This window comes from Ruegeria sp. CDSC081 (assembly GCF_059610485.1).
Genome location: NZ_JBXWNS010000002.1, coordinates 164,095 through 187,572, shown reverse-complemented (window position 1 = coordinate 187,572; position 23,478 = coordinate 164,095). Strand labels below are relative to the sequence as shown.

At 57.0% G+C, this 23,478-nt stretch carries 23 protein-coding genes and 1 tRNA gene; 17 read left to right on the top strand and 7 right to left on the bottom strand.

Going from position 1 to position 23,478, the window contains the following annotated elements:
• Window positions 1-36: 36 nt before the first annotated feature.
• From dgcA to AC2FH9_RS03855, 3 genes are all read left to right on the top strand, one after another.
• Entirely contained in the window at window positions 37-1,002 is a 966-nt protein-coding gene (gene dgcA, locus AC2FH9_RS03865) for an N-acetyl-D-Glu racemase DgcA (RefSeq protein ID WP_496749245.1), read from the top strand.
• Between the two features lie 10 nt (window positions 1,003-1,012).
• A complete protein-coding gene (locus tag AC2FH9_RS03860) occupies window positions 1,013-1,873 on the top strand; it encodes a D-amino-acid transaminase (RefSeq protein WP_142637899.1) in 861 nt (286 codons plus the stop codon).
• 503 nt (window positions 1,874-2,376) lie between these two features.
• Window positions 2,377-3,123 (top strand): methyltransferase domain-containing protein, encoded by a 747-nt coding sequence (locus AC2FH9_RS03855; RefSeq protein ID WP_281973127.1) that lies wholly within the window; start codon window positions 2,377-2,379, stop codon window positions 3,121-3,123.
• 131 nt (window positions 3,124-3,254) lie between these two features.
• Here AC2FH9_RS03855 and rplT read toward each other — a convergent pair whose 3' ends face one another.
• The 4 genes from rplT to AC2FH9_RS03835 form a co-directional block, all read right to left on the bottom strand.
• Window positions 3,255-3,620, bottom strand: a complete 366-nt coding sequence (gene rplT, locus AC2FH9_RS03850; RefSeq protein ID WP_142637903.1) for a 50S ribosomal protein L20 — start codon at window positions 3,618-3,620, stop codon at window positions 3,255-3,257.
• A gap of 14 nt (window positions 3,621-3,634) precedes the next feature.
• Entirely contained in the window at window positions 3,635-3,835 is a 201-nt protein-coding gene (gene rpmI / locus AC2FH9_RS03845) for a 50S ribosomal protein L35 (protein ID WP_010443552.1), read from the bottom strand.
• Window positions 3,836-4,016: 181 nt separating this feature from the next.
• Entirely contained in the window at window positions 4,017-5,564 is a 1,548-nt protein-coding gene (locus AC2FH9_RS03840; RefSeq protein ID WP_271950089.1) for an alanine/glycine:cation symporter family protein, read from the bottom strand.
• Window positions 5,565-5,577: 13 nt separating this feature from the next.
• Window positions 5,578-6,015 carry a universal stress protein gene (locus tag AC2FH9_RS03835; RefSeq protein WP_142637907.1) on the bottom strand — a complete coding sequence of 146 codons (438 nt, stop codon included), beginning with the start codon at window positions 6,013-6,015 and terminating at the stop codon, window positions 5,578-5,580.
• A gap of 188 nt (window positions 6,016-6,203) precedes the next feature.
• On the opposite strand from AC2FH9_RS03835, the gene AC2FH9_RS03830 reads away from it, so the two are divergent.
• On the top strand, window positions 6,204-6,677 hold the full coding sequence (locus AC2FH9_RS03830; protein ID WP_142637909.1) for an Lrp/AsnC family transcriptional regulator: 474 nt from the start codon (window positions 6,204-6,206) through the stop codon (window positions 6,675-6,677).
• On the opposite strand, the gene pyk is transcribed toward AC2FH9_RS03830, so the two are convergent.
• Window positions 6,678-8,123, bottom strand: coding sequence for a pyruvate kinase (gene pyk / locus AC2FH9_RS03825; protein WP_142637911.1), 1,446 nt, complete (start codon window positions 8,121-8,123; stop codon window positions 6,678-6,680).
• A gap of 133 nt (window positions 8,124-8,256) precedes the next feature.
• On the opposite strand from pyk, the gene AC2FH9_RS03820 reads away from it, so the two are divergent.
• From AC2FH9_RS03820 to AC2FH9_RS03790, 7 genes are all read left to right on the top strand, one after another.
• Window positions 8,257-8,994, top strand: coding sequence for an N-formylglutamate amidohydrolase (locus tag AC2FH9_RS03820; protein ID WP_496749243.1), 738 nt, complete (start codon window positions 8,257-8,259; stop codon window positions 8,992-8,994).
• A gap of 77 nt (window positions 8,995-9,071) precedes the next feature.
• The gene (locus tag AC2FH9_RS03815; RefSeq protein WP_496689976.1) at window positions 9,072-9,311 is read left to right on the top strand and encodes a DUF6868 family protein; all 240 of its coding nucleotides are present in this window, start codon (window positions 9,072-9,074) and stop codon (window positions 9,309-9,311) included.
• Between the two features lie 88 nt (window positions 9,312-9,399).
• A complete protein-coding gene (locus AC2FH9_RS03810; RefSeq protein ID WP_142637917.1) occupies window positions 9,400-9,714 on the top strand; it encodes a DUF1244 domain-containing protein in 315 nt (104 codons plus the stop codon).
• 286 nt (window positions 9,715-10,000) lie between these two features.
• Window positions 10,001-11,167 carry a beta-aspartyl-peptidase gene (iadA, locus tag AC2FH9_RS03805; protein WP_496749242.1) on the top strand — a complete coding sequence of 389 codons (1,167 nt, stop codon included), beginning with the start codon at window positions 10,001-10,003 and terminating at the stop codon, window positions 11,165-11,167.
• Between the two features lie 55 nt (window positions 11,168-11,222).
• Complete coding sequence (locus AC2FH9_RS03800; protein ID WP_142637921.1) at window positions 11,223-12,110, top strand: cyanophycinase; 888 nt, start codon at window positions 11,223-11,225, stop codon at window positions 12,108-12,110.
• Window positions 12,111-12,132: 22 nt separating this feature from the next.
• Window positions 12,133-14,928, top strand: coding sequence for a cyanophycin synthetase (cphA, locus tag AC2FH9_RS03795; protein WP_496749241.1), 2,796 nt, complete (start codon window positions 12,133-12,135; stop codon window positions 14,926-14,928).
• Between the two features lie 14 nt (window positions 14,929-14,942).
• Window positions 14,943-16,679 (top strand): Mur ligase family protein, encoded by a 1,737-nt coding sequence (locus tag AC2FH9_RS03790; RefSeq protein ID WP_496870865.1) that lies wholly within the window; start codon window positions 14,943-14,945, stop codon window positions 16,677-16,679.
• A gap of 302 nt (window positions 16,680-16,981) precedes the next feature.
• Here AC2FH9_RS03790 and AC2FH9_RS03785 read toward each other — a convergent pair whose 3' ends face one another.
• Both AC2FH9_RS03785 and AC2FH9_RS03780 read right to left on the bottom strand, forming a co-directional pair.
• Window positions 16,982-17,950 carry an NAD(P)-dependent oxidoreductase gene (locus AC2FH9_RS03785; RefSeq protein ID WP_496702225.1) on the bottom strand — a complete coding sequence of 323 codons (969 nt, stop codon included), beginning with the start codon at window positions 17,948-17,950 and terminating at the stop codon, window positions 16,982-16,984.
• A gap of 646 nt (window positions 17,951-18,596) precedes the next feature.
• Window positions 18,597-18,671 (bottom strand) — tRNA-Thr (locus AC2FH9_RS03780).
• Between the two features lie 83 nt (window positions 18,672-18,754).
• Between AC2FH9_RS03780 and AC2FH9_RS03775 the strand changes: the two genes are divergently transcribed.
• The 6 genes from AC2FH9_RS03775 to AC2FH9_RS03750 all read left to right on the top strand — a co-directional run bounded on the left by AC2FH9_RS03775 (window position 18,755) and on the right by AC2FH9_RS03750 (window position 23,449).
• Window positions 18,755-18,910 carry a hypothetical protein gene (locus AC2FH9_RS03775; protein ID WP_496696796.1) on the top strand — a complete coding sequence of 52 codons (156 nt, stop codon included), beginning with the start codon at window positions 18,755-18,757 and terminating at the stop codon, window positions 18,908-18,910.
• A 6-nt stretch (window positions 18,911-18,916) separates the two neighbouring features.
• Window positions 18,917-20,185, top strand: a complete 1,269-nt coding sequence (gene murA, locus AC2FH9_RS03770) for a UDP-N-acetylglucosamine 1-carboxyvinyltransferase (RefSeq protein ID WP_281973612.1) — start codon at window positions 18,917-18,919, stop codon at window positions 20,183-20,185.
• The gene (locus AC2FH9_RS03765) at window positions 20,182-20,658 is read left to right on the top strand and encodes a DUF2948 family protein (protein WP_281973613.1); all 477 of its coding nucleotides are present in this window, start codon (window positions 20,182-20,184) and stop codon (window positions 20,656-20,658) included. Before murA ends, AC2FH9_RS03765 begins: the two co-directional genes overlap by 4 nt.
• Entirely contained in the window at window positions 20,648-21,169 is a 522-nt protein-coding gene (locus AC2FH9_RS03760) for a GNAT family N-acetyltransferase (protein WP_496692235.1), read from the top strand. Before AC2FH9_RS03765 ends, AC2FH9_RS03760 begins: the two co-directional genes overlap by 11 nt.
• Before the next feature lie 60 nt (window positions 21,170-21,229).
• Entirely contained in the window at window positions 21,230-22,531 is a 1,302-nt protein-coding gene (gene hisD / locus AC2FH9_RS03755) for a histidinol dehydrogenase (protein ID WP_496870862.1), read from the top strand.
• A 120-nt stretch (window positions 22,532-22,651) separates the two neighbouring features.
• The gene (locus AC2FH9_RS03750; protein WP_496749237.1) at window positions 22,652-23,449 is read left to right on the top strand and encodes a hypothetical protein; all 798 of its coding nucleotides are present in this window, start codon (window positions 22,652-22,654) and stop codon (window positions 23,447-23,449) included.
• The last annotated feature ends 29 nt before the right edge of the window (window positions 23,450-23,478 follow it).

The following is a 23,478-nucleotide window of genomic DNA, read 5'->3' as shown; positions in this document are numbered from 1 at the left end:
GAAAAGCCGGGCGGTTCAGCCAGGAAAAGGTATGTGATGCAAATTGACGTCTCTCGCGATGTGTTCAGGCTGGCTCAGGTCTTTACGATTTCACGCGGGTCACGGACCGAGGCCAAGGTTCTGACCGTACGCATTTCTGACGGTCAGCATCAGGGCTGGGGCGAATGTGTACCCTATGCGCGCTATGATGAAACTCTGGACTCGGTTGAGGCTGAAATTGCCAGATTGCCGGACAGTTTTGACCGGGCGCAACTGATGGATCTGTTGCCTGCGGGCGCTGCACGGAATGCCGTAGATTGTGCGCTGTGGGATCTTGAGGCCAAGCGTGCCGGTAAACGCGTCTGGAATCTGGCTGGGCTGCCTCAGCCGAGCCCCGAAATCACGGCCTATACATTGTCGTTGGACACCGCCGAGGCGATGCAGGCGCAGGCGGCTGCGAATGCACATCGCCCGCTTTTAAAGATCAAACTGGGCACGCCGGATGACATGCCCCGACTTGAAGCCGTTCGCGCAGGCGCACCGGATGCGACGATCATCGTGGACGCAAATGAAGGTTGGTCCGCCGCCGTTTACACCGATCTTGCGCCACATCTTGTGCGCCTGGGTGTGGCCTTGGTCGAGCAACCTCTGCCCGCCGGTGACGATGACGCGCTGATCGGGATGGAGCGCCCGGTACCCGTATGTGCCGACGAATCCTGCCATGATCGTGCCAGCCTGCCCAAACTGAAGGGCAAATATGATGTGATCAACATCAAGCTCGACAAGACCGGAGGTCTGACCGAAGCGCTGGAGCTGCGCAAAGCGGCGATTGCTGAAGGCTATGACATCATGGTCGGCTGTATGGTCGGCAGCTCTTTGGCGATGGCCCCTGCGACATTGCTGGCGCAGGGTGCGATGGTAACGGACCTTGACGGACCACTTTTGTTGGCCGAAGACCGCGACAACCCGCTGACTTTTGATGATGCCGGAGTGTACCCGCCATTGGCAGCGCTCTGGGGCTAAGGAGATTGACATGACCCGCACCGTTTATGTGAATGGCGACTACCTGCCCGAAACCGAAGCCACAGTGTCGATCTTTGATCGTGGCTTCCTGATGGCCGATGCCGTGTATGAGGTGACCAGCGTTCTGGACGGCAAGCTGATCGACTTCGAAGGCCATGCGGTCCGCCTCAAGCGCTCGCTGGACGAATTACAGATGGCTGAACCCTGCGCGAAGGACGAGCTGCTGGAGATCCACCGCAAGCTGGTTGAGTTGAACGGCATTGAAGAGGGGCTGGTCTATCTTCAGGTCACGCGCGGCAGCGACGGCGACCGAGATTTTGCATTTCCTGCGGCTGATACCAAACCCACACTGGTTTTGTTCACCCAAAACAAGCCGGGTCTGGCAGACAGCCCTGCTGCCCGGAAAGGTGCCAAGGTCATCTCGATCGAGGATATCCGCTGGGGCCGGCGCGACATCAAGACGACACAGCTGCTCTATCCCTCGCTGGGCAAGATGATGGCCAAGGCCGCGGGCTGTGATGATGCCTGGATGGTCGAAGGCGGTTATGTGACCGAGGGCACCAGCAACAACGCGTATTTTGTCAAAGGCAACAAAATTGTCACCCGACCGTTGTCGAGCGACATCCTGCACGGCATCACCCGCAAGGCCGTTCTGCGAATGGCAGCCGAAGCGCAGATGGTTGTCGAAGAACGCCTGTTCACCATCGACGAGGCCAAGGAGGCTGATGAGGCGTTCACCACCTCTGCCAGTGCTTTTGTCATGCCTGTGGTTGAAATTGACGGCACAGCGCTGGGCGACGGCACGCCGGGACCCATAGCCAAACGTCTGCGCGAGATTTATCTGGACGAAAGCCGCAAGGCAGCGCTCTAAAGGAATCTCATGCTGGGCGTTTGTGTGGCATGGGGTGGTCGCAACGAATTTGACAACATTTGGTGCCGCGTGCAGGTCTTGGTCGGGATGAACGGCGCAAAGAGGGTGCGGCACCAAAATCTCTGAGCGCGATCTGAACACGATAGTTGGTGATCCTGCATCCTGACAGGCCGCTTTGAGAATAGTCATACTCAGCCTGACAAAGGGTATTGGTTTGGCCGAAACCAGGCGGCATATTACGCGCTGAGTTGCGGTTTTCAGGAGCCAACTTCACACATGATGATGGCGAAGCCCCTACGTGTTGCTGGTGTAGCTAGGGGACAGAGGGCCGGAGATGCCCCGTAACACGACCAATGGGCCTCAATGGCCGTTATTGGTGCCGATGAAAATGTTGGTCTATCATGTCCTCCTGTGGTCCATTTCAAATGAGTTAACTTATGGCCGATCCATACTCTGACCTCGGTACGCAAGACACCGCCCTTCAAGAGCGGATCGCATCAGCAATGGAAGTGCGCTGTTTAGAGCCTGCGCAGATTGCAATTCGCAAAGCCTACATGGAAAACCTGAGGCTCCCCAAAGGTGCACGGGCGCTGGAGCTTGGTTCAGGAACAGGACACGTTACCCGAGATTTGTTGGAGCTTGCAGGAGCCGCAACGGCTCATGGAATTGAACCCTCGCCCGTCATGGTCGCACGGGCCCAGAAGAGCTTTGGGGATGATGATCGACTTAGCTTCGATATCGGGGATGCCAAAAACACAGGTTTTGAAAGCGAGACCTTTGACCTTGTGTTAATGCACACGTTGTTGTGCCACGTCCCTGGACCTGAAGACGTTGTTCAAGAGGCCTTCCGCCTTTTGAAGCCCGGAGGTGTGCTGGCAATTTGTGATGGCGACTACAGTACCGCAACTGCGCAGATCGCGGACTTTGATCCGCTCGATCAACTCATCAAATTCATGATCAATCAAAATGTCACTAATCTTTGGATAATGCGTCAGATTTCAGGCATCCTGGTCGATGCCGGATTTCAACTTGGGGCCCGGAAAGGTCATGGATATGTGGCAGAAGGGGAAGCGACCTATTTTCTCACCGTAATTGAACGCGGAGCAGACCGCATGGTGGAAGAGGGTCTGTTATTTTCCGAAACTGCAGAGGCTTTGAAATCAGAAGCGAAACGCAGAGTATCTGCCAAGATGTTTTTTGGTTTTATGTCCTATGTGAGCCAAATCGCAAATAAACCCAAGATCGTTTGACCGTTCTCAGTAATCGGGCAGACAGACATTGCACAGCATCCGGCCTTCTTGGTTCAAAGCGGACCCTACCAGTAACAAAAAAGGCCGCCCCAAACGGAACGGCCCTTTATTCACTGTCTCTTTACAGAGGATCAGGCGGTCAGAGCAGCCTGAGCCTGGGCGACGATCGCGCCGAACGCTTCCGGTTCGTGCACGGCCAGATCGGCCAGAACTTTACGGTCCACTTCAATACCGGCCAAGTTCAGGCCGTTGATGAAGCGGGAATATGTCAGGGCTTCGTCATGCGAACGTACAGCAGCGTTGATCCGCTGGATCCACAGCGCGCGGAAGTTACGCTTGCGGTTCTTACGGTCACGGGTTGCATATTGGTTGGCCTTGTCTACGGCCTGACGGGCAACCTTGAAGGTGCTTTTGCGGCGGCCATAGTAACCTTTGGCGGCCTTGATGACCTTCTTGTGACGGGCGTGAGTTACGGTTCCACCTTTAACGCGGGACATGTCTTAATCTCCTCTTATCGGTCGTAGGGCATATAGCCCTTGACGATTTTGGCGTCGGGGGCGGACAGGGTGGTGTTGCCACGGGCATCGCGGATGAATTTTTTGGTCCGCTTGATCATGCCGTGACGTTTGCCGGCCTGGCCAGCAAGGACCTTACCGGTCGCAGTCACCTTAAAGCGCTTTTTGGCGCTCGACTTTGTCTTCATCTTAGGCATTTCCGTCTCCTTTCGGGGTTCGGTTCGAAACGCGACTCGGCATGCCATCTCGGCCGGTCACGCGATCAGAAGCGCCGTTTACGCAAGTTCGACCATACTGGCAAGGGGGTTTTGGATGGAATCTGCAATTTTAGCAGCCCAGTCAGGCACCGGGGCGACGCAGGCCGCCCCGGTGGTCTATTTAGTGACCGTATTTGCGGATCTCACCGCTTTTCAGTCTTTCACTATACGATGCCAGTTCCTGACGAACGATCTTCATCAGGAAGTAGAGCGCAAAGACGTTCACAACCGCCATCGCAAAGATCGCCGCATCCGAGAAGTCGATAACCGGGCCGAGGTTGGCCGCAGCACCGATCACCACGAAGACGCAGAAGATGATCTTGAACACCAGCTCTTTGGTGTGCCCCTCACCGAACAGATAGGTCCAGGCCTTGAGGCCATAGTAGGACCAGCTGATCATAGTCGAGAAAGCAAACAGGATCACCGCAATCGCCAGAACATAGGGGAACCAGCTGAACGCGCTGCCAAAGGCGGCAGAGGTCAGGCTGACGCCTGAGTTGCCGTCAACGGTCGCAATAGCGCTTCCTGCTTCGTTCAACATATAGTTGCCGGTCTCGGGGTCGATGATCAACTGCTGAGTGATGATGATTACCAGCGCGGTCATGGTACAGATCACGACCGTATCGATGAACGGCTCAAGCAGCGAAACAAAGCCTTCTGTGATCGGCTCCTTTGTGCGCACCGCCGAGTGGGCAATCGCAGCAGACCCAACGCCCGCTTCGTTCGAGAACGCGGCCCGTTTGAAGCCCTGGATCAGAGCACCGACCATACCGCCGGCCACACCAAGACCGGTAAACGCACCGGCAAAGATCTGACCAAAGGCCCAACCGATCATATCCGCATTCATGACGATGATGACCAGAGCCGCCGCGACATACATCACGCCCATAAAGGGCACAACTTTTTCAGTCACTCGCGCGATGGATTTAAGTCCACCGACGATCACCATGAACACGACAACCGCAAAGACCACACCGGTGATCCAACCCGGGTAATTCCCGACGATGCCTGCAATCTGCTGATGCGCCTGATTGGCCTGGAACATGTTGCCCCCGCCCAGCGCTCCAAGAATACAGAAGATCGAGAACACAACCGCCAGGATCTTACCTCCGGGTAGGCCAAGCTCGTCAAAACCCTTGGACATATAGTACATCGGGCCGCCCGAGACGCTGCCGTCTTCGTATTCGTTGCGATACTTTACGCCAAGTGTACATTCGGTGAATTTTGACGCCATGCCCAGAAGACCAGCCAGGATCATCCAGAAGGTCGCCCCGGGGCCACCAATGCCAACAGCAACGGCAACGCCTGCGATATTGCCAAGCCCGACCGTGCCCGACAGGGCAGTGGCCAATGCCTGAAAGTGGCTAACCTCACCCGCATCGTTGGGATCGGAATAGTCGCCTTTGACCAGACTTATCGCGTGGCCGAAAAAGCGCATCTGCACAAAAGCAAAGTACAGAGTAAAGACCGACGCCGCGATAACCAACCACATCACGATCCAGGGAAATCCTGTCCCGGGAATTGGTGCGAATATGAAGCTAACGAATGGCCCAGTGATATCAGCAAAAGCCTGATTGATCTTTTCGTCCAACCCGGGCGCCTCTTGCGCGGCGACGGGGCTGGCCATCAGGGTGGCGGCTGCCAATCCCAGTTGAGATAGTGTTTTCATTCCTGTGCCTCCCTCAATTCACGACCGTGACCGGTACATCGGCATGCATCACAAGGTTTTGTGTTGAGCTGCCGAAGATACGCTTTTTGAGGCCATCCGCGGACGAGCGTCCAACGACAATCTGTACGGCCTTGCTGTCTACCGTGATGGCATTCAGCGTTTCAGCCACATCTCCGTGGCGCACCACTCCGGTCGCGGCGAAGCCCGCGGCCTTCAGGGCGTCGACGGCGGGTGCCACCACCCGTGTCGTTGCTAGTTCAATCTCCTCCTCACGCCGCATGTGCCGCTTTGCGTTTTCTTCAGGTGTCTGAAAAGTGTAGGGCGACCATTCAATGACATATGCAACCAGAAGCTCGCATGAACCAATCCTTTCAGCCAAATCTTTGGCGAAAGCGATGGCACGTTCTCCGGATTCTGTCCCGTCCAGTCCTATGACAATTTTTGTTGTCATCTCGTTCCTCCATTTATTGTTCATTTGACCGGGGCCCGTGCCCCCGGCAGGGCAGCCGGAACTTGGAGCATTTATTGTAGACTGCCCTCAAGCCAGTATCAGGAAAAATCACTAGGAAATGGTGTTATTTTTGGTCTATTTTCAGTAAATTACCCCATTATGCGCCAAAATTACAGGGAATTTTCCTAATGGACAGAGAATTGGACAAGATCGATCAACGCATCCTGCGGGAATTGGAAGCCAATGGCCGCCTGCCGATCGTCGAGCTTGCCATGCGGGTAAACCTGACCAACACCCCGTGCTCAGAGCGTGTAAAACGACTGGAAAGAACCGGCTATATCACCGGATACAGCGCCGTTCTGGACAAGGAGCGGTTGGGTCTCGGGCATATGACGGTTGTGCAGGTTTCCCTGGCTGCAACGTCTGAGAACTCATTGGATAAATTCAACGATGCCGTGCGCGATGTCACCGAAATCGAAAGCTGCCTGATGGTGGCGGGGTCGTTTGACTATCTGTTAACCGTTCGCACACGCGACATCGCCCATTTCCGCCAGACCCTGGGGGAAAAGATCAATAAGCTTCCGGGCATTCACCAGACCAGTTCCTTTACCGTGATGGAGATCGTCAAGGAACCGGTCGGGCAGAATGTCATACCCGCCTGATCAGCCAGGATCCGTGTTATAGATCAGCCTTTCGTCGCAAGGCGCGATCCGCAGGATATTGGTCGTGCCGGGCACGTTGAACGGAACACCGGCGGTGACAACGATCTGATCCGTGTCAGTTGCAAATCCACCAGAACGAGCAGCACGGGCGGCGCTGACGACCGCCCCTTTGAAACGCTCAAGCTCGGGCGTCATTACGCAATGGCAGCCCCAGCTCAGGCATAACCGACGGGCTGTTCCCTTTGCAGGGGTCATTGCAATGATCGGAACTCCGGGGCGTTCGCGCGCGGTCAACAGCGCAGTTGTGCCGCTTTGAGTGAAACAACAGATTGCCTTGATATCCGTTTTCTCGGCAATTTCGCGAGCGGCGGCGACGATACCATCGGCCACGGTTGTTCCCTTTGCCGTGCGCGATGCCGCGATGATCTGATCATAGGTGGGGTCGGCTTCGACCTCGATGGCGACCTTGTTCATGGTCTGCACGGCCTCGATCGGATAGGAACCTGCGGCGGATTCCGCGCTTAGCATGATGGCGTCTGTGCCCTCATAGATAGCGGTTGCCACATCTGAAACCTCGGCCCGCGTGGGCATCGGGCTTTCGATCATGCTTTCCAGCATCTGTGTGGCCACAATCACCGGCTTGGCGGCGCTACGGCACCGGCGGACCAGACGTTTCTGGATCGGGGGCACCGCGGAAACCGGTAGCTCCACGCCCAGATCTCCGCGCGCAACCATAATGCCGTCAGAGGCATCGAGGATGTCGTCAAACGCCTCAACCGCGGCAGGCTTTTCAATCTTGGACAGGATCGAGGCGCGCCCATCGGCCAGTGCCCGAGCCTCAAAAACATCCTTGGCCCGCTGAACGAAACTCAGCGCCAACCAATCCACACCCAGCTGGCAGACGAATTCCAGATCACCACGATCCTTGGCGGACAACGCGGCCAAGGGCAGCACGACATCCGGCACGTTCACGCCTTTTCGGTTCGAAATTGTCCCGCCGACCTCGACGGTACAATTCGCATGATCCTGGCCGCAATCCTGTACGATCAGGCGAATTTTGCCATCATTGACCAAGAGGCGCGCACCGGGTTCCAGCGCAGCAAAAATCTCGGGATGGGGCAGGCATACGCGGCCTGCGTCGCCCGGGGCCGGATCCAGATCCAACCGAAACACGGCACCCTCGATCAGCTCTTCCGCATCATTGGCAAATACGCCGACACGCAGCTTTGGCCCCTGCAGATCTGCAAGAATGGCGATAGGGCTGTCCAGATCCTTTTCGACCTGACGGATGATCCGGTGCCGCTCGCGGATTTCGTCATGGCTCCCATGGCTCATGTTCAGGCGAAATACGTCGGCTCCGGCTTCGTGCAACGCGCGAATGGTGTCATAGTCATTGGACGCCGGCCCCAGCGTCGCCACGATTTTCACATTTCTCAGGCGTCGCATTGACCTTGTTCTCCTCAAATCATGTCCTGAATTTGCGCGAATGTTACCGCAAACATCGACTCTGCCCGCTTATTGCGCAATTCCCTTTCCGAAGCAACTGTCCTAAACCTGCCGGAAACAACATGACAGGCTTATGACGTATTCTCCGTTTTTTATCCATGGCGCGGATCGCCCTTCCCGCTGGCTGATCACATGTGACCACGCGACCAATACTGTTCCACCGGGAATCAATGGTGGGGATCTTGGCTTGCCGCGTGAGGATATGGAGCGCCACATCGCCTATGACGTGGGCGCCTATGAAGTATCGAAACATCTGGGTGAAATTCTGAACGCCCCTGTGATCGCGGCGAATTTCTCGCGCCTTGTGATCGATCCGAACCGAGGCGAGGACGACCCGACTCTTGTGATGAAATTGTATGATGGGTCAATCATTCCCGGCAACCGTCACGCCGATGCGGATGAGCGCGAGCGGCGTCTGAACATGTGTTACCGCCCTTACCATAGGGCATTGGCTGAGCTGGCCGCACTCCCCCATGCAGTGATCGTGTCGATGCATTCCTTCACCCGGCAGTTGCGTGGACGCGAACCGCGTCCCTGGCATGTCGGTGTGCTGCACACTCCGGATGAGCGTTTTTCGCGCCCACTGATCCACCGGTTGCAGGCTGAAAAGGACCTATGTGTTGGCGTCAATGAACCCTATACTGGCGTTCTGCCGGGCGATGCGATCGACAAGCATTGCACTGCCTTTGGCCGCCCTAATGCGTTGATCGAACTGCGCAATGACTTGATCGCCGACCACGCGGGGCAGCGCGCATGGGCCGAACGTCTGGGAATTGTCCTGGAAGACGCCCTTTCGCATAGCGAATTGTGACTTTCGGCAGCTGAGAGCCCGCGCACCATTGAGCGACCACGCCCGAAACCCCATATATCAGGCGAAAGGAGGCGATCATGACGCAAGAGCTTTTGACATCTGTTTTCGGCTGGATGGCGGTGATCAACCTTGCTGTGTTACTGTTTTCGACCCTGATGGTCGTGCTGATGCAGGATTGGGCGGCTGGCATCCATAGTCGGATGTTCCAAATGGACCGCGCGGATGTGAAACGTGCGTATTTCAGGTATCTGGCCAATTACAAAATTCTGGTGCTTATCTTTTTCATCGTGCCCTGGCTGGCGTTGAAACTGGCCTAGCGCACTGAGGTGTTGCTGATGATTGAAACGGCCCGCTTGGGTTGTTAGGTCTTCTTGAACATATTGGGCAAGCATCCGGAACGAGAACATGGACCAGAAAACCGAAACCGAACTTCAGGCCGCCGCATTCCGCAGGTTGCAGCAGCACCTGATGGAAGACCGGACCGATGTTCAGAACATCGACATGATGAACCTGGCCGGATTTTGCCGCAACTGCCTGTCGCGCTGGTATCAGGAAGCGGCCAATGAACAGGGCATTGAGATGGACAAGGACGAAGCCCGTCAGATCTTTTACGGGATGACCATGAGCGAATGGAAAGCCAAGTATCAGACCGAAGCCAGTCCTGAAAAGCAGGCGGCTTTTGAAGTCTCATTCGAAGAAAATGTCGGCAAAAAGAGCTGAACGTGAAAATAGAAAGGCCCACCATTCCGGCGGGCCTTTTCTCAGTGAGGCGGCTGTCAACAAAGGTTTCACTGCCTCCGCTACATTCGCTTCTTACGGTTGTTCCGATCCGAAAGCGTCTGGCGCGGCGAATTGCGCAAATGCCCAACTTTACCTCAGCGCTCCTAAGATTTTGCCTTTAAGGCCTGCGCCCGACATTTACGCTTTCTCCGAATTAAGGGATGGTTCTTCTGCTGACTTTCAGTGCAAGAAAGGATGTCTTTGCTCTTACTGACGGGTATGAAACGTGTTGAAACTGATCAAGAATGCGCGGCTCTATACGCCTGAGCCTGTTGGTTTAGGCCATATTCTCACCGCAGGTGAACGCATTATTTACCTCGGTAGCACTCAACCCGAACTGCCGGATCCGCTTCAGGCTGAAGTCGTTGACGTCGAAGGTGCATCGGTTGTTCCGGGTTTGATCGACGGACATGCGCATATCACGGGTGGTGGCGGTGAAACCGGGCCAGCCAGCCGGGTGCCGCCGATGGTCCTGTCCTCGTTCACCCGTGCCGGGGTCACGTCGGTTGTGGGGGTATTGGGGACGGACGATCTGACCCGCAACACGCAGACGTTGGTGCAGCAGGCCTATGGGCTGCGGGAGGAGGGGCTTTCGGCTTGGTGTCACACTGGTGGCTATCACGTCCCACTGACCACGCTCACCGGTTCGGCCCGGGGTGATATCGTGTTTCTTGACCCGGTTATCGGCGTTGGGGAACTGGCGATCAGTGATCACCGGTCAAGCCAACCGACAATGGACGAGTTTCTGCGGATCGCAAGTGAGGCGCATGTCGCGGGCCTGATGACCGGCAAGGCAGGGATCGTGCATTGCCATATGGGTGACGGCGACAGGGGCCTGTCGATGTTGGAACAGGCGATCGCAACCTGCGAAATCCCCGCACGCGTCTTCAATCCAACTCATGTCAATCGCAACAAACCCCTCTTTGAACAGGCCGTCGCGTTGGCGCGGCACGGATGTTACATCGACGCGACCGCATTCCCCTGCGAACATATCGAGCCGGGCATATCAGCCGCCGAGGCCTATATCCAATTTCGCGATCTGGGTGGTCGTGCGGACCGTTTCACCATCAGCTCTGACGGCGGTGGCTGCTTGCCGGCCTTTGACCGTGAAGGCAATCTGACACGGTTCGGTGTGGGATTGTCGGACACTCTGCCCGAAACACTGCGCGACTTGACCGATAAAGGAATGTCCCTGTCTGATGCGCTTGCTCCGATGACCTCTAATGTCGCTGATCTGCTCAAGCTACATCGAAAGGGCCGTTTGAAAGTGGGTATGGAGGCCGATCTGGTGGTTCTTGACGAAAACACCGCCGTGCGGCATGTGATGGCCCGGGGGGAATGGCATGTCCGCGATGGCCAGATAGCCCGGCGCGGCATGTATGAACAGATTTGAACGTCCGCGCGGTCCCCGGTGGCTGCCCGCTATAGCTCCGGAAGGTAGTTAAGATATGTGCCCTGCACCCATTGATGCAGAGACCCCGCGCGGGTTCATCATCCCGATCGGTGGTGGCGAAGACCGCGTCAAGGAAATGCAGATTCACCGCAAATTCGTGGAGCTGTCCGGCGGCGGCGATGCCGATATTGTCGTGATCCCGACAGCCTCGATGCTGGAAGAAACAGGGCCGGATTATAACCGCATATTCTCTGAGCTTGGAGCGGGTCAGGTTGAGTTCCTGCCCATCTCGCGTCGCGCCGATTGCGACAATCCCGACTATGCCGAGATGTTGGACCGCGCCACCGGGATATTCATGACCGGCGGGAACCAGCTGCGCTTGTCGGCGATTCTGGGTGGCACGCTTGTTGCTCAAAAAATCCGGCGCCGGAATGCGGCGGGGATACCGATTGCGGGAACCTCAGCCGGGGCGTCGGTCATGTCCGAGCATATGGTTGCAGGCGGCAGCAGCAATTCGGCCCCAGCCGAAGGCAATATCACTCTGGCCCCGGGCATGGGTTTGACCAATGCGGTCATCATTGACCAGCATTTCACGCAACGTAACCGCCTGGGGCGCCTGTTAACCGCCTCATCTTTCAACCCTTTCCTGATCGGGTTGGGCGTTGACGAAGACACGGCGGCCTTCATTGGGCCCGATAACGTCCTTGAGGTAGTGGGTAGCGGAACGGTCACTGTGGTGGATGCCAGCCATCTGACGCATTCATCGATGTGGGATGCCCGCCGCGGAGAGGCGTTGAGCCTTCTGGGACTTCGGCTTGACGTTCTGGGCGAAGGGTGCCGTTATGATCTGACGGCTCGCCAGGCGTTTCCGCCGGATGAGCATATGGCGTTCTGTACATTGCCGGACCTGTCCGGGGACGAGGGCGCCGGCGGGGGAAAATAAAAACTAACCAACAGGGTGCCTCATGAAAATAATTTCGACCAACGTCTTTGTCGGCCCGAATGTTTGGGCAAGTTTTCCGGTTATTCGCCACGTTATCGATCTGGGTATTCTGGAAGAATGGCCTTCGGCAAAGATTGGTTCGGAATTTATCGACGCTCTGGTCGCGGCACTTCCCGGTTTGACAGAACATGGCTGTTCCTATCGCGAACCCGGCGGGTTCATCCGCCGCCTGCGCGAAGATGAGGGCACCTGGCTGGGTCATGTGCTGGAACATTGCGCTATCGAGGTTCAGAACGTAGCTGGTACGGATGTGACTTTTGGCCGAACGCGCGGCACTGGCGAACCCGGCCAGTACAACATGGTCTATGAATACCGCCAGCGCGATGTCGGACTGGATGCGGGCAAGCTGGCGATGCGTCTGCTAATGCATCTGTTGCCACACTCCCTCAAGGACCAGGTGGATTACGACTTTGATCCAGATTTCAACTGGGATGATGAGTTACGCAGCTTTGTGCTGCGGGCGCAGCGCAAAGAATTTGGCCCCTCGACCGGCTCGTTGGTCAAGGCGGCACAAGAGCGGGACATTCCGTGGATCAGGCTGAACTCTGGCTCGCTGGTGCAGTTCGGACACGGGAAGTATCAGAAACGCATCCAGGCTACCATCACTTCTGAGACCAAACATATCTCGGTCGAGATTTCCTGCGACAAGGAAGATACCCACAATCTGCTGAACGATCTGGGCCTGCCGGTACCACAGCAGCGCATGGTCTATTCGGCACGCGAGGCGGCAAAAGCAGCGGGGCGTATCGGGTTTCCTGTTGTCGTCAAGCCGCTCGACGCCAATCATGGGCGCGGTGTTTCGATCAATCTGAATTCAGAGTCCGAGGTCGAGGCCGGTTTTGCCGAAGCCAAGGAACATTCTCGCAGCAGGGCCATTCTGGTGGAAAGCTTCATCACCGGTTTTGACCACCGAATGCTGGTTGTGAACAACAAACTGGTTGCGGTGGCCAAGCGTGTCCCCGGACATGTCGTTGGCGACGGCACACACACGATTGCCGAGCTGGTTGACATCGTGAACCAGGACCCGCGCCGTGGCATCGGACACGAGAAAGTGCTGACCATGCTGGAAATCGACAATCAGGCCAAACGCCTGATGGAGAATGCGGGCGTGACCGAAGAAACCGTGCTGTCGGAAGGCGAGATCTTCTATCTCCGTTCAACGGCAAATCTGTCGACGGGGGGGACAGCGATTGATCTGACGGATGTGGTGCATCCTGACAATCGTGACATGGCCGAACGCGCCATAATGGCGGTTGGATTGGATGTGGGAGGTGTGGATTTTCTGATCGACGACATCACCAAATCCTACAAGGATATTGGCGGAGCTATAGTCGAGGTGAACGCCGCCCCGGGCTTTCGGATGCACGTGGCGCCGTCCGAAGGTCAGCCTCGCGACGTGGCGGGCAGAGTGATCGACATGTTGTTCCCAGCCACCGAAGAAACCCGCATCCCGATTGCGGCGATCACAGGCACCAACGGCAAGACGACGACCTCGCGGATGCTGGGGCATATTATGAAAACCAGCAGCAAGACCGTTGGCATGACCTCGACCGATGGCGTTTATGTGGACGGTAAACTAAGCGTTAAGGGCGACATGACGGGACCGAAATCCGCGCAGATCGTCCTGCGTGATCCGGCGGTCGATTTTGCAGTGATGGAAACCGCACGCGGCGGGCTTGTGCGGTCCGGTCTGGGCTATCAGCGGTCGAACGTGGCGGCGTGTCTGAATGTCTCGGCCGATCATCTAGGTCTCGGCGGCATAAACACGGTCGAGGAGCTGGCCGTTGTCAAGCGCGTGGTGGTTGAAAGCGCTGTGGAGACTGCGGTGCTGAATGCCGATGACATCAACTGTCTGAAAATGGCCGACTACGCTCAAGCGGATCAGATTTTCTATGTCACGACCAATCCAGCGCACAGTCTGGTCAAGGAACATATCAAGGCCGGCGGCAAGGCTATCGTGCTTGAAAAAGGCATGAATGGTGACATGCTGACCATCTATGACAACGGGCTTCATATCCCGGTTCTGTGGTCGCATCTGATCCCGGCGACGTTGGAAGGCAAGGCGATTTTCAACGTCCAGAATGCGATGTTCGCCGCCGCGATGGCCTATAGTTTCGGCGTGGATCTGGATAATATCCGTCATGGGCTGCGCACCTTCGACACCAGCTATTTTCAGGCACCTGGACGGATGAATGTCTATGACGAACATCCCTTCAAGGTGATCCTCGATTATGGCCATAACCCCGCCGCGCTGAAAGCGATGGCGGCACTGGCCGATCAGTTAGAGATCAAGGGCCGCAGGCTGTGCGTGGTAGCGATGCCTGGCGACCGGCGCGACGAAGATATTGTCGATGGGGCCGCCGCCCTGGCCGGACATTTTGATCATTTCATCTGCAAGGCAGATGACCGCCGTCGCGGACGCGGGCATGACGAGGTGCCGCAGATGATGCGTCAAGCCCTGATCGACAACGGCGTGGATGCCGCAGCCATCACGGTCATCCCCGACGAGGTCGAAGCGGTCAGTGCCGCGTTGGAACAGGCCGGACAGGGCGATCTGTTGGTGATCTTTGGTGATGACACAACGCGCTGCTGGAAACAGATCATCTATTTCAATTCTGATGGCGAAGAACCCGAGGTCGCACCTGTGGCAGCCCCCACCGAAACCTCGTTCGAAGATATGTTCGAAGGCGACCAGAACCTGATCCGGGATGAGCGTGGCGTGCGTCTGGCCCGTGAAATCAGCGAAGACGCGGATTGAGCGGAGGCACCGGAATGGACCGGATCGAAGAGCTTGAGACCGCGCTGACAATAGAAAGCGCGACCGTTGACCATATTCAGGTGGATGACGCCCGGCGTCTGACCGGGCCGGGCCTGCTATGGAACCGACCCGGCGCGGTGATGGATGTTTTCTTCACTGATATCGACGCGACGCAGATCACCGACTTGTGGGAGAAGCATGCGCGCCGGGTTCTGGACGCACTGGGCTGGCAGGGGCAGGGTCTGATCCACCGTACCTTTACGGGCGGCGTCAATCTGGCGATCTCGGCACCGATGGATCAGCTCTATTCCGGGATATTCGCAGCGCAAACCGCCTGGCATTTCTGTGCTGCAGAACTGCTGGCATCCGAGCCCGGAGATTTCGATCAGATGGTTGCGGATGTCAAAGGCGTCATGGAAATGGAAGCCAATCCTGCTCTGATCGCCTTGATCGCCGCGGCTGAGGCGCATGGCGTGGATATCCTTTGCGATGATGACGAGGTGTCGATCGGGCATGGTACAGGCAGTCAGACTTGGCCTGTTGATGGGCTGCCCACCCCGGGTGAGGTGGACTGGTCTGCGCTGCATGATGTCCCGGTCGCGTTCATCACCGGAACCAACGGCAAGACCACCACGACCCGGCTGCTTGAGGCTATCGCACGCGCTTCGGGCAAGGTCGCTGGGCTAACCTCGACCGAGTTTGTCCGCGTGGGCGATGATATACTGGACCGTGGCGATTACTCGGGTCCCGGCGGCGGGCGGATGTTGCTGCGTGATAAAAGGCTGGAGGTTGCTTGTCTTGAAGTCGCCCGTGGGGGCATCCTGCGCCGGGGTCTGCCGACCCGCGCCGCCACGGCGGCGGCTGTCACCAATGTAGCCAACGACCATCTGGGCCAATATGGGGTCAACACGGTGCCGGAACTGGCCCAGGCCAAATTCGCCGTACATCGAACATTGGCCGAGGGGGGCGTGCTGGCCCTGAATGCCGATGACGGCTTTGTCCGTGCCGAGGCGGAGAATACCTCGGCGAATATCTGGTGGTTTTCGCTGGACGCGCAGAACGACCTGATCCGCCGGGCGCGCGATGCAGACAGGTGCTGCGCCTATGTGCGGCAGGGTGATATCGTGTTTTTCGACGGCACAGCGGAACAGGTGGTGATCGCAGTTTCCGATGTCCCCCTGACCATGGGCGGCGCTGCGAAATACAATATCCTGAACGCGCTGGCGGCCTTGTGCCTGGCTTTGGCGCTGGACTTGCCCGTTCAGGCGGCTCGGGATGGGTTGGCCGGGTTCAAACCAGACGCTAAGGATAATCCAGGCCGTTGCAACGAGTTCCGATACAACGGCGCACGGGTCTTTGTGGATTTTGCACATAACCCGCATTCGATTTCCGCCGTTTGCGATGCGCTGTCGAGCTTGCCAGCAAAACGGCGTTTCATCATGCTCAGCCATGCGGGGGACAGATCGGATCAGGATATCCGGGACGTAACCGCGACAGCGCTGAATTTCCAACCCGACGTGGTCGTCGCAACCGAGCTGGTAGGGTATCTAAGAGGCCGCGAGTCGGGGGAAGTTTCTGATCTGATCGAAAGGACAGCGTTGGAACATGGGTATGGTGCAGAACAAATACTCAGAGCCGCTTCGCCCAAACAAGCCGCATCAATGATACTCGAAAAGCTACAACCGGATGATATCGCTTTGTTGCTGGTTCTGTCCGATCGTGACGCTGTTCTCGCTATGCTCGACGGGTAAGAACAGAGGCGCGTGTCGGGATCACAGAGAGGGCGTGTTAGGAAATGAGTTTTTGGGCGGTCGGCAGTCCACATCCGACGCACTCACCCAGTGTCAATACGGCCCTGTCGGACCTTCGTCCCTATCGTATATCCGCCTCATCCTCGGATTTTTTGCTCTGCGCATTGCATCATACAGTCCCGCAATTCGAGGCCGAGTTAGCTGGTGCGACGCCGTTCAAAGGGCATTGAGCCCCTGATCATTGGCCGTTGGGGCAGGTATGATACCTGCCCTCAACTTGCTCGTGGCTGCCGAAACGGGCTCTAGCTGCCGGCTGAGACGTGCGACGAACCCTGCGGGATCACCTCGTATCCAGGCTCTTCTGGTTCGTCATCCGCCATTTCCGCAGGGAAGCCGGGGGCAAGGATGGAAAGACCGGTGGCGTCCTCTAACCGACGGATAATGTTGGGCGATAGCTCGCGATCGCCATAGCGTGCAATGCCGTCGTCAAAAATCTGGCAAATCAAGGGAGAGACTTCCAGCGGCACATTGTTTCGTTCGGCAATACTCTGGAACAGGCCCACATCTTTTTTCACCAGATCCATGGTGAATGAGATATCGCGCGAACCGTTCAGGATTACCTGGCTTTCGGTAACATGGGAAAAGCTGTTACCGGACGAAATTTTGATCGCCTCGTAGGCTGTGTTCAGGTCCATACCTGCAGCCTTCGCCGTCACCAACGCTTCGGCATTGGCGACCAGATGGACGGTGGCCAGATAATTGGTAAGTACCTTGAGCATCGAGGCGCTGCCAAGCTCACCGGTATGCAGGATACGGCGTCCCATTGTCTTCAGTAACGGCAGAACTCGCTCGAACGTTGAGCGGTCACAGCCCGCAAAGATCGAGATATTTCCAGTGTCGGCGCGGTGGCAACCGCCAGATACCGGGCAATCGACTGCGGCACCACCGGCGGCGATGACGATACCGCCAAGGCGTTCGGCTTCGGCTTGGTCAGTGGTAGACATCTCCAGCCAGATCTTGCCTTCTTTCACCTCTGGCAGCATCTCCTGCATGACAGCGTCCGATGCGGCAGGCGAGGGTAGGCAGGTGATGACGACATCGCAATCACGCATCAATGCTGCGGCATTTTCTGCCAACTTGGCACCCTTGGCCGCCGCCGCTTCCATCAGGTCGCGGTTTAGATCAAGAACCGTCAGGTCGATTCCGTTCCGCAACAGGCTGCCTGAAAGCTTTCCGCCGACATTACCAAGTCCAATGAACCCTACTTTCATCTTCTATTCCTTCCGAGTGTACGAAAAATCCAAACAAACAGTTCCGCTAGATGAGCAGCTGATAAGCGATTCCCGAGAACAAGGTGCCACCGACCCCTTTGTCTGATGAACGACGTTGGAACCTGCAATAACGCCAGGACCGGCCGCGTTTGCCACGAAGTCGAAGCCAAGCGCCGGATTGGCCACGAATGCGGCAATCCTGACTTTCGTCGATGAGACGTCTGGTTTGACCAAGTCCAGATTTCCTGTTCGGATTTGAGACAATTCAAAAACTTGTATCGCGACCTGAGCCGCAAGTGAAAATGATAAAACAGGCTATCTACCACAAAAATTATTTGTCGCTAGATTAGATCAAATCCAATACCCTTAGTTGGTTAAGCAACTTCGAGGCAGCGGCCCGGCATTTGAACGTTTCGCATATCGATGTCGACCTGTTCAAAGCTTGGCTGCGTGGACAGTTTGCCCCGGATTAGGGATATGCGAGAGATGGTCAGGACAAAACTTGCGGCAGCCTAGCTGTACATGGTCGGCTACGTAGGTCAGCTTCGGCGGAGCCAGTGCGATATTGTCGAAACAAGGCATATCTCAACGTCATTTGCCCGCCCGTTTCGGAGCTTCAAAGAAAACCAGAGGTGCAAAGATGAGATGGTGCTGCTGGAGAGAATTGAACTCTCGACCTCTCCCTTACCAAGGGAGTGCTCTACCTCTGAGCTACAGCAGCGCTGTGGGCGGGTGATTAGACTCAAACGAAACGCGGCGCAAGGGTGTCTGGACGGTTTTTTTCGCCTCCTGTAGAGAAAGGTTATGGCAGATAAAAATACACCTAAAAAACACGGCAGATCCGGCGATGTGCGCGAAGAGCGGCTGAAAGCGGCGCTCAAAGCGAATATGGCGCGGCGTAAGGCGCAGGCTAAGGCGCGGGCAACCCAGAACGGCAAAGCCGACAAAGACGAGGGATAAGAGCAGATGGATTCGATTCTGGTGACAGGCAACGGGCCGCTTAAAGGTCAGATACCGATTGCAGGGGCAAAAAACGCGTGTCTGACGCTGATGCCGGCGACCTTGCTCAGCGAAGAACCGCTGACGCTGACCAATGCGCCTCGGCTGAGCGACATCAAGACGATGACGGCTTTGCTGCAGTCCTTGGGGGCCGAGGTGTCGTCATTGCAGGATGGTCAGGTGATCGCAATGTCCAGCCACGACCTAACCAGTCAGACGGCGGACTATGACATCGTGCGAAAGATGCGCGCGTCAAACCTTGTGCTGGGTCCTTTGCTGGCGCGGTTTGGGCAGGCGGTCGTCTCGCTGCCCGGAGGCTGTGCAATCGGCGCGCGTCCGATGGATCTGCACGTCGAAGGGCTCGAGGCGCTAGGGGCTGAGATTGAGCTTAAGGACGGGTATCTGCATGCCAAAGCTGTGGGCGGGTTGAAAGGTGCCGTGCATGAGATGCGATTTGCATCCGTGGGCGCGACCGAGAACATTGTCATGGCGGCCACGCTGGCCAAAGGCACAACGGTTCTGAAGAACGCGGCGCGCGAACCTGAAATCGTCGATTTGGTCGAGTGTCTGCGGAAGATGGGTGCCCAGATTTCTGGTGAAGGCACGCCGACCATCGAAATTCAGGGCGTAGACCGGTTACATGGTGCCACCCATCAGGTTGTGACTGACCGGATCGAGCTGGGCACCTATATGCTGGCGCCGGCGATCTGTGGTGGAGAAGTCGAACTGTTGGGCGGGCGGATGTCTCTGGTGGAATCATTTGCCGGGAAACTGGATGCGGCGGGCGTGAATGTCTCGGAAACAGCAAACGGTCTTTTGGTCGCCCGCAAGAACGGGCGCGTCAAAGCCGTGGATGTCGTGACCGAGCCGTTCCCGGGTTTTCCGACCGACCTGCAGGCCCAGATGATGGCGCTGATGTGCACGGCCGAAGGTACCTCGGTGCTCGAAGAACGCATTTTCGAGAACCGTTTCATGCACGCCCCCGAATTGGTGCGGATGGGCGCGAATATCGAAGTGCACGGTGGCACGGCAACCGTGACTGGTGTCGAACGTCTGAAGGGCGCACCGGTTATGGCGACAGATCTGCGCGCTTCGGTCTCGCTGATACTGGCGGGGCTGGCTGCTGAAGGTGAAACAACTGTCAGCAGGGTCTATCATCTGGATCGTGGGTATGAGCATGTTGTGCGCAAGTTGGAAGGCGTGGGCGCCAAAATTGAACGGATCAAAGACCAATGACAGACGCAAGTTTCCACGATGGGCGTGAGGCTCCACTGAATCTGGGTGCAGAGGATGGGGATGACCTTCAGGTGATCTCGACTTTGACACAGGATGCGGTGTTCCCCGTATCCGAAATGACCTGGCATCCGTCGCAGCGCCGCTTTGGCCTGTTGCTGAACCGTTTCCGCTGGGAGGACAAGGATGCGGCCACGCGCCGGGGCCGTCCATTCGAAAGGGTGCAGTCTGTGCTGGTGTTCGCTTCCGTTCTAACCGTGGCCAGCCAGGGTATCGACCGTAGCGAGAAGGATTTGGTGATGTCCTTGCTTTCGGTCGATTTTGAACCCGGCGAAGACGGCGCGGGTCAGATTTTGCTTACATTGGCCGGAGATGGCGCGATCCGTCTATCGGTCGAGGCAATAGACGTCACGCTCAAGGATGTAACCCGCCCCTATCAGGCGCCTTCGGGGCAAGCGCCGCATCATGCAGAATAAGCGCGGTATCGCGCAGGCCTTCTCAGAACCACCCGCTGGTCTGATGTTGCGCCGCGCGACCGTGTTTGATGTCTTTGATCTAAGCCGGGTTCTGATCCGTTCGATCACGCAGCTGTGCGAGGCGGATCATGGCGATGATCCGCAGGCCGTTGCGGAATGGACCGCCAATAAAGACCCGGAGACCATTCGGGGTTGGATCAAGGCCGGAGCGCAGATTTGGCTGGCCGAGCGCGCAGGTCAGGTTGCGGCTGTCGGCGGATTGCGTGAGGGCGGCGAGATCACGCTGCTCTATATCGACCCGGCTCATACCGGTCTTGGGGTGGGAAGCGCGTTGTTGGCCCGGCTGGAACAGGAACTGGCCGCTGCCGGTTGCACCGAGGCACAGCTTGAGGGGACACGGACGGCCCAGGCGTTTTATATCCGGCATGGCTGGAAACCGACTGGCGGCTGCGCGGCGCGCAAAAGCATATCCTGTTTTGAGATGCGCAAATCGCTGCACCCGGTGGACTGAGGGTTGAGGACAGCCCATCCCGGCGATATGACCCGGTGAAACGCCACGGAGTGCCAGATCATGCCCGTTTTTCTAGACACCACGTCGCCCGAATTTGACGCGGCTTTTCAGACCCTGCTGTCGGCCAAGCGCGAAGACAGCCCGGATGTGGATGCCATCGTCGCGCAGATCATTGACGATGTGCGGGTCCGTGGGGATGAGGCGGTAATCGAACTGACGGCCAAATTCGACCGGTTAGAGCTGACACCGGATACGCTGGCCTTTTCGGCAGAGGAAATCGACGCCGCCATTGCGCAGGTCTCGGACGCGGATCGTCAGGCGCTCGAACTGGCAGCCGAACGCATCCGGGCCTATCACGAGAAACAGATGCCCGCCGATCACCAATGGACGGATGAGGCCGGGGCGACCCTTGGCTGGCGCTGGTCCGCAGTGTCTGCGGCGGGGCTGTATGTGCCGGGAGGGCTGGCCTCGTATCCGTCGTCGGTTCTGATGAACGCGATCCCGGCCAATGTTGCAGGGGTCGAGCGTCTGGCAATCGCCGTGCCCACCCCAGACGGTCAGGCGAACCCTCTGGTCCTTTTGGCCGCGCGCCTGTCAGGCGTGACTACGGTCTATCGCATCGGCGGGGCGCAGGCGATTGCGGCACTGGCCTATGGAACAGATACCATTGCAGCGGTGGACAAGATCACAGGCCCCGGAAACGCCTTTGTCGCCGCGGCCAAGCGCCGTGTCTTTGGCAAGGTCGGCATCGACATGATTGCGGGCCCGTCCGAGATTCTGGTCATTGCCGACAAGGATAACGATCCGGATTGGATCGCGCTGGACCTGCTCAGCCAGGCAGAACATGACGAAAGTGCTCAATCCATTCTGATCACGGATAGCGCCGATTTTGGACGGGCCGTGGCGCAAGCCGTGGAAAAACGTCTTGAAACCCTGCAACGCCGGGCCATAGCCGGGGCCAGTTGGCGCGATTTTGGTGCGGTGATCACTGTGGGCAGTCTGGATGAGGCAGCCTCTCTGTCGAACCGAATTGCCCCGGAACACCTTGAGCTATGCGTCGCAGATCCCGTCGCTCTGAGCGAAAAGACAATTCACGCAGGTGCAATCTTTCTTGGTCAATACACACCCGAGGCAATCGGGGATTATGTTGGTGGGCCTAATCACGTCCTACCCACTTCTCGGTCGGCGCGTTTTTCTTCCGGTCTGAGTGTGATGGATTTCCTGAAACGCACGACTCTCAGCCAGATGACACCCGAAGCCCTGCGGGCAATCGGGCCAGCGGCAGAGCAACTTGCGCAGTCGGAAAGCCTCGAGGCGCACGGCCTGTCCGTGACCGCACGGTTGAAGCGATTGAACGGTTGATCACCTATGGTCAGAGGGTCACACCTGCAATTACCTCATCCGATTTTCTCCGATAGGGCTTGAAGTCAAGGGGCAAATTGCGGCGCTCTTTATGTGCGACCGGATCTAAAGGAGGTTGATTTGGAACGTGTGGCGACCCTCTGGATCGGTAAGCGCTTTAGCTTTTTGGAACATCTGTGCCTGAAGTCCTTCGCCGATGTCGACCAAAAGCCAATCGTCTATCACTATGGCGATCTTGAAGACATTCCGGATTATATCGAGCCGCGCGATGCCCGCGAAATTTATGATACTCCCGAGATCTACCGCGATCCGATAACCCGATCCGTAGCCGTTCATGCAGATCTTTTCCGTCTGCAGTTGATGCAAAAAACCGACTATATCTGGGCCGATGCGGATGCTTATGCGGTCCGGCCACTCGAGACAAAGAACGGGTATCTTTTTCCGAATGCGAACCTCAAGAAACAACGGATCATGAACGGTGTACTTGCGTTGCCCTGCGACAGTCCGGGGCTGCAGGCCATGTGCAAATATGCTTTTGACAGCGATCTGGTGCCACCATGGTGGACACAAGAGCAAAAGGAAACCTACCGCCAGATGTTCAACGGGTCGACCTATTGGAGCCTGCCAATTTTCAGCTTTGGTCCGCCCATGCTGTTTCATTTTCTTTATGGCACACCAGAGCATAAGATGGCTGTGCACAGGTCGGTCCTCTATCCTATCCCATTGCGATATCGCGGCCTTTGGAATGATCCTGACCTTTCCAAATTGGATTTTCTGAAGTGGGACCAACAGATGTCTGTCCATTTTTTTGGATCCTGGTTCCGAAAGATCTTTCTTGGCCGCCAAATCAACTCTGGTTCACTGGTCGATACGCTGTTGCGCAAACACGGAATAGATCCGTCCGAACACCCGCTTTGACGATTTTCGTCGGACGGCCCGTCACTGCG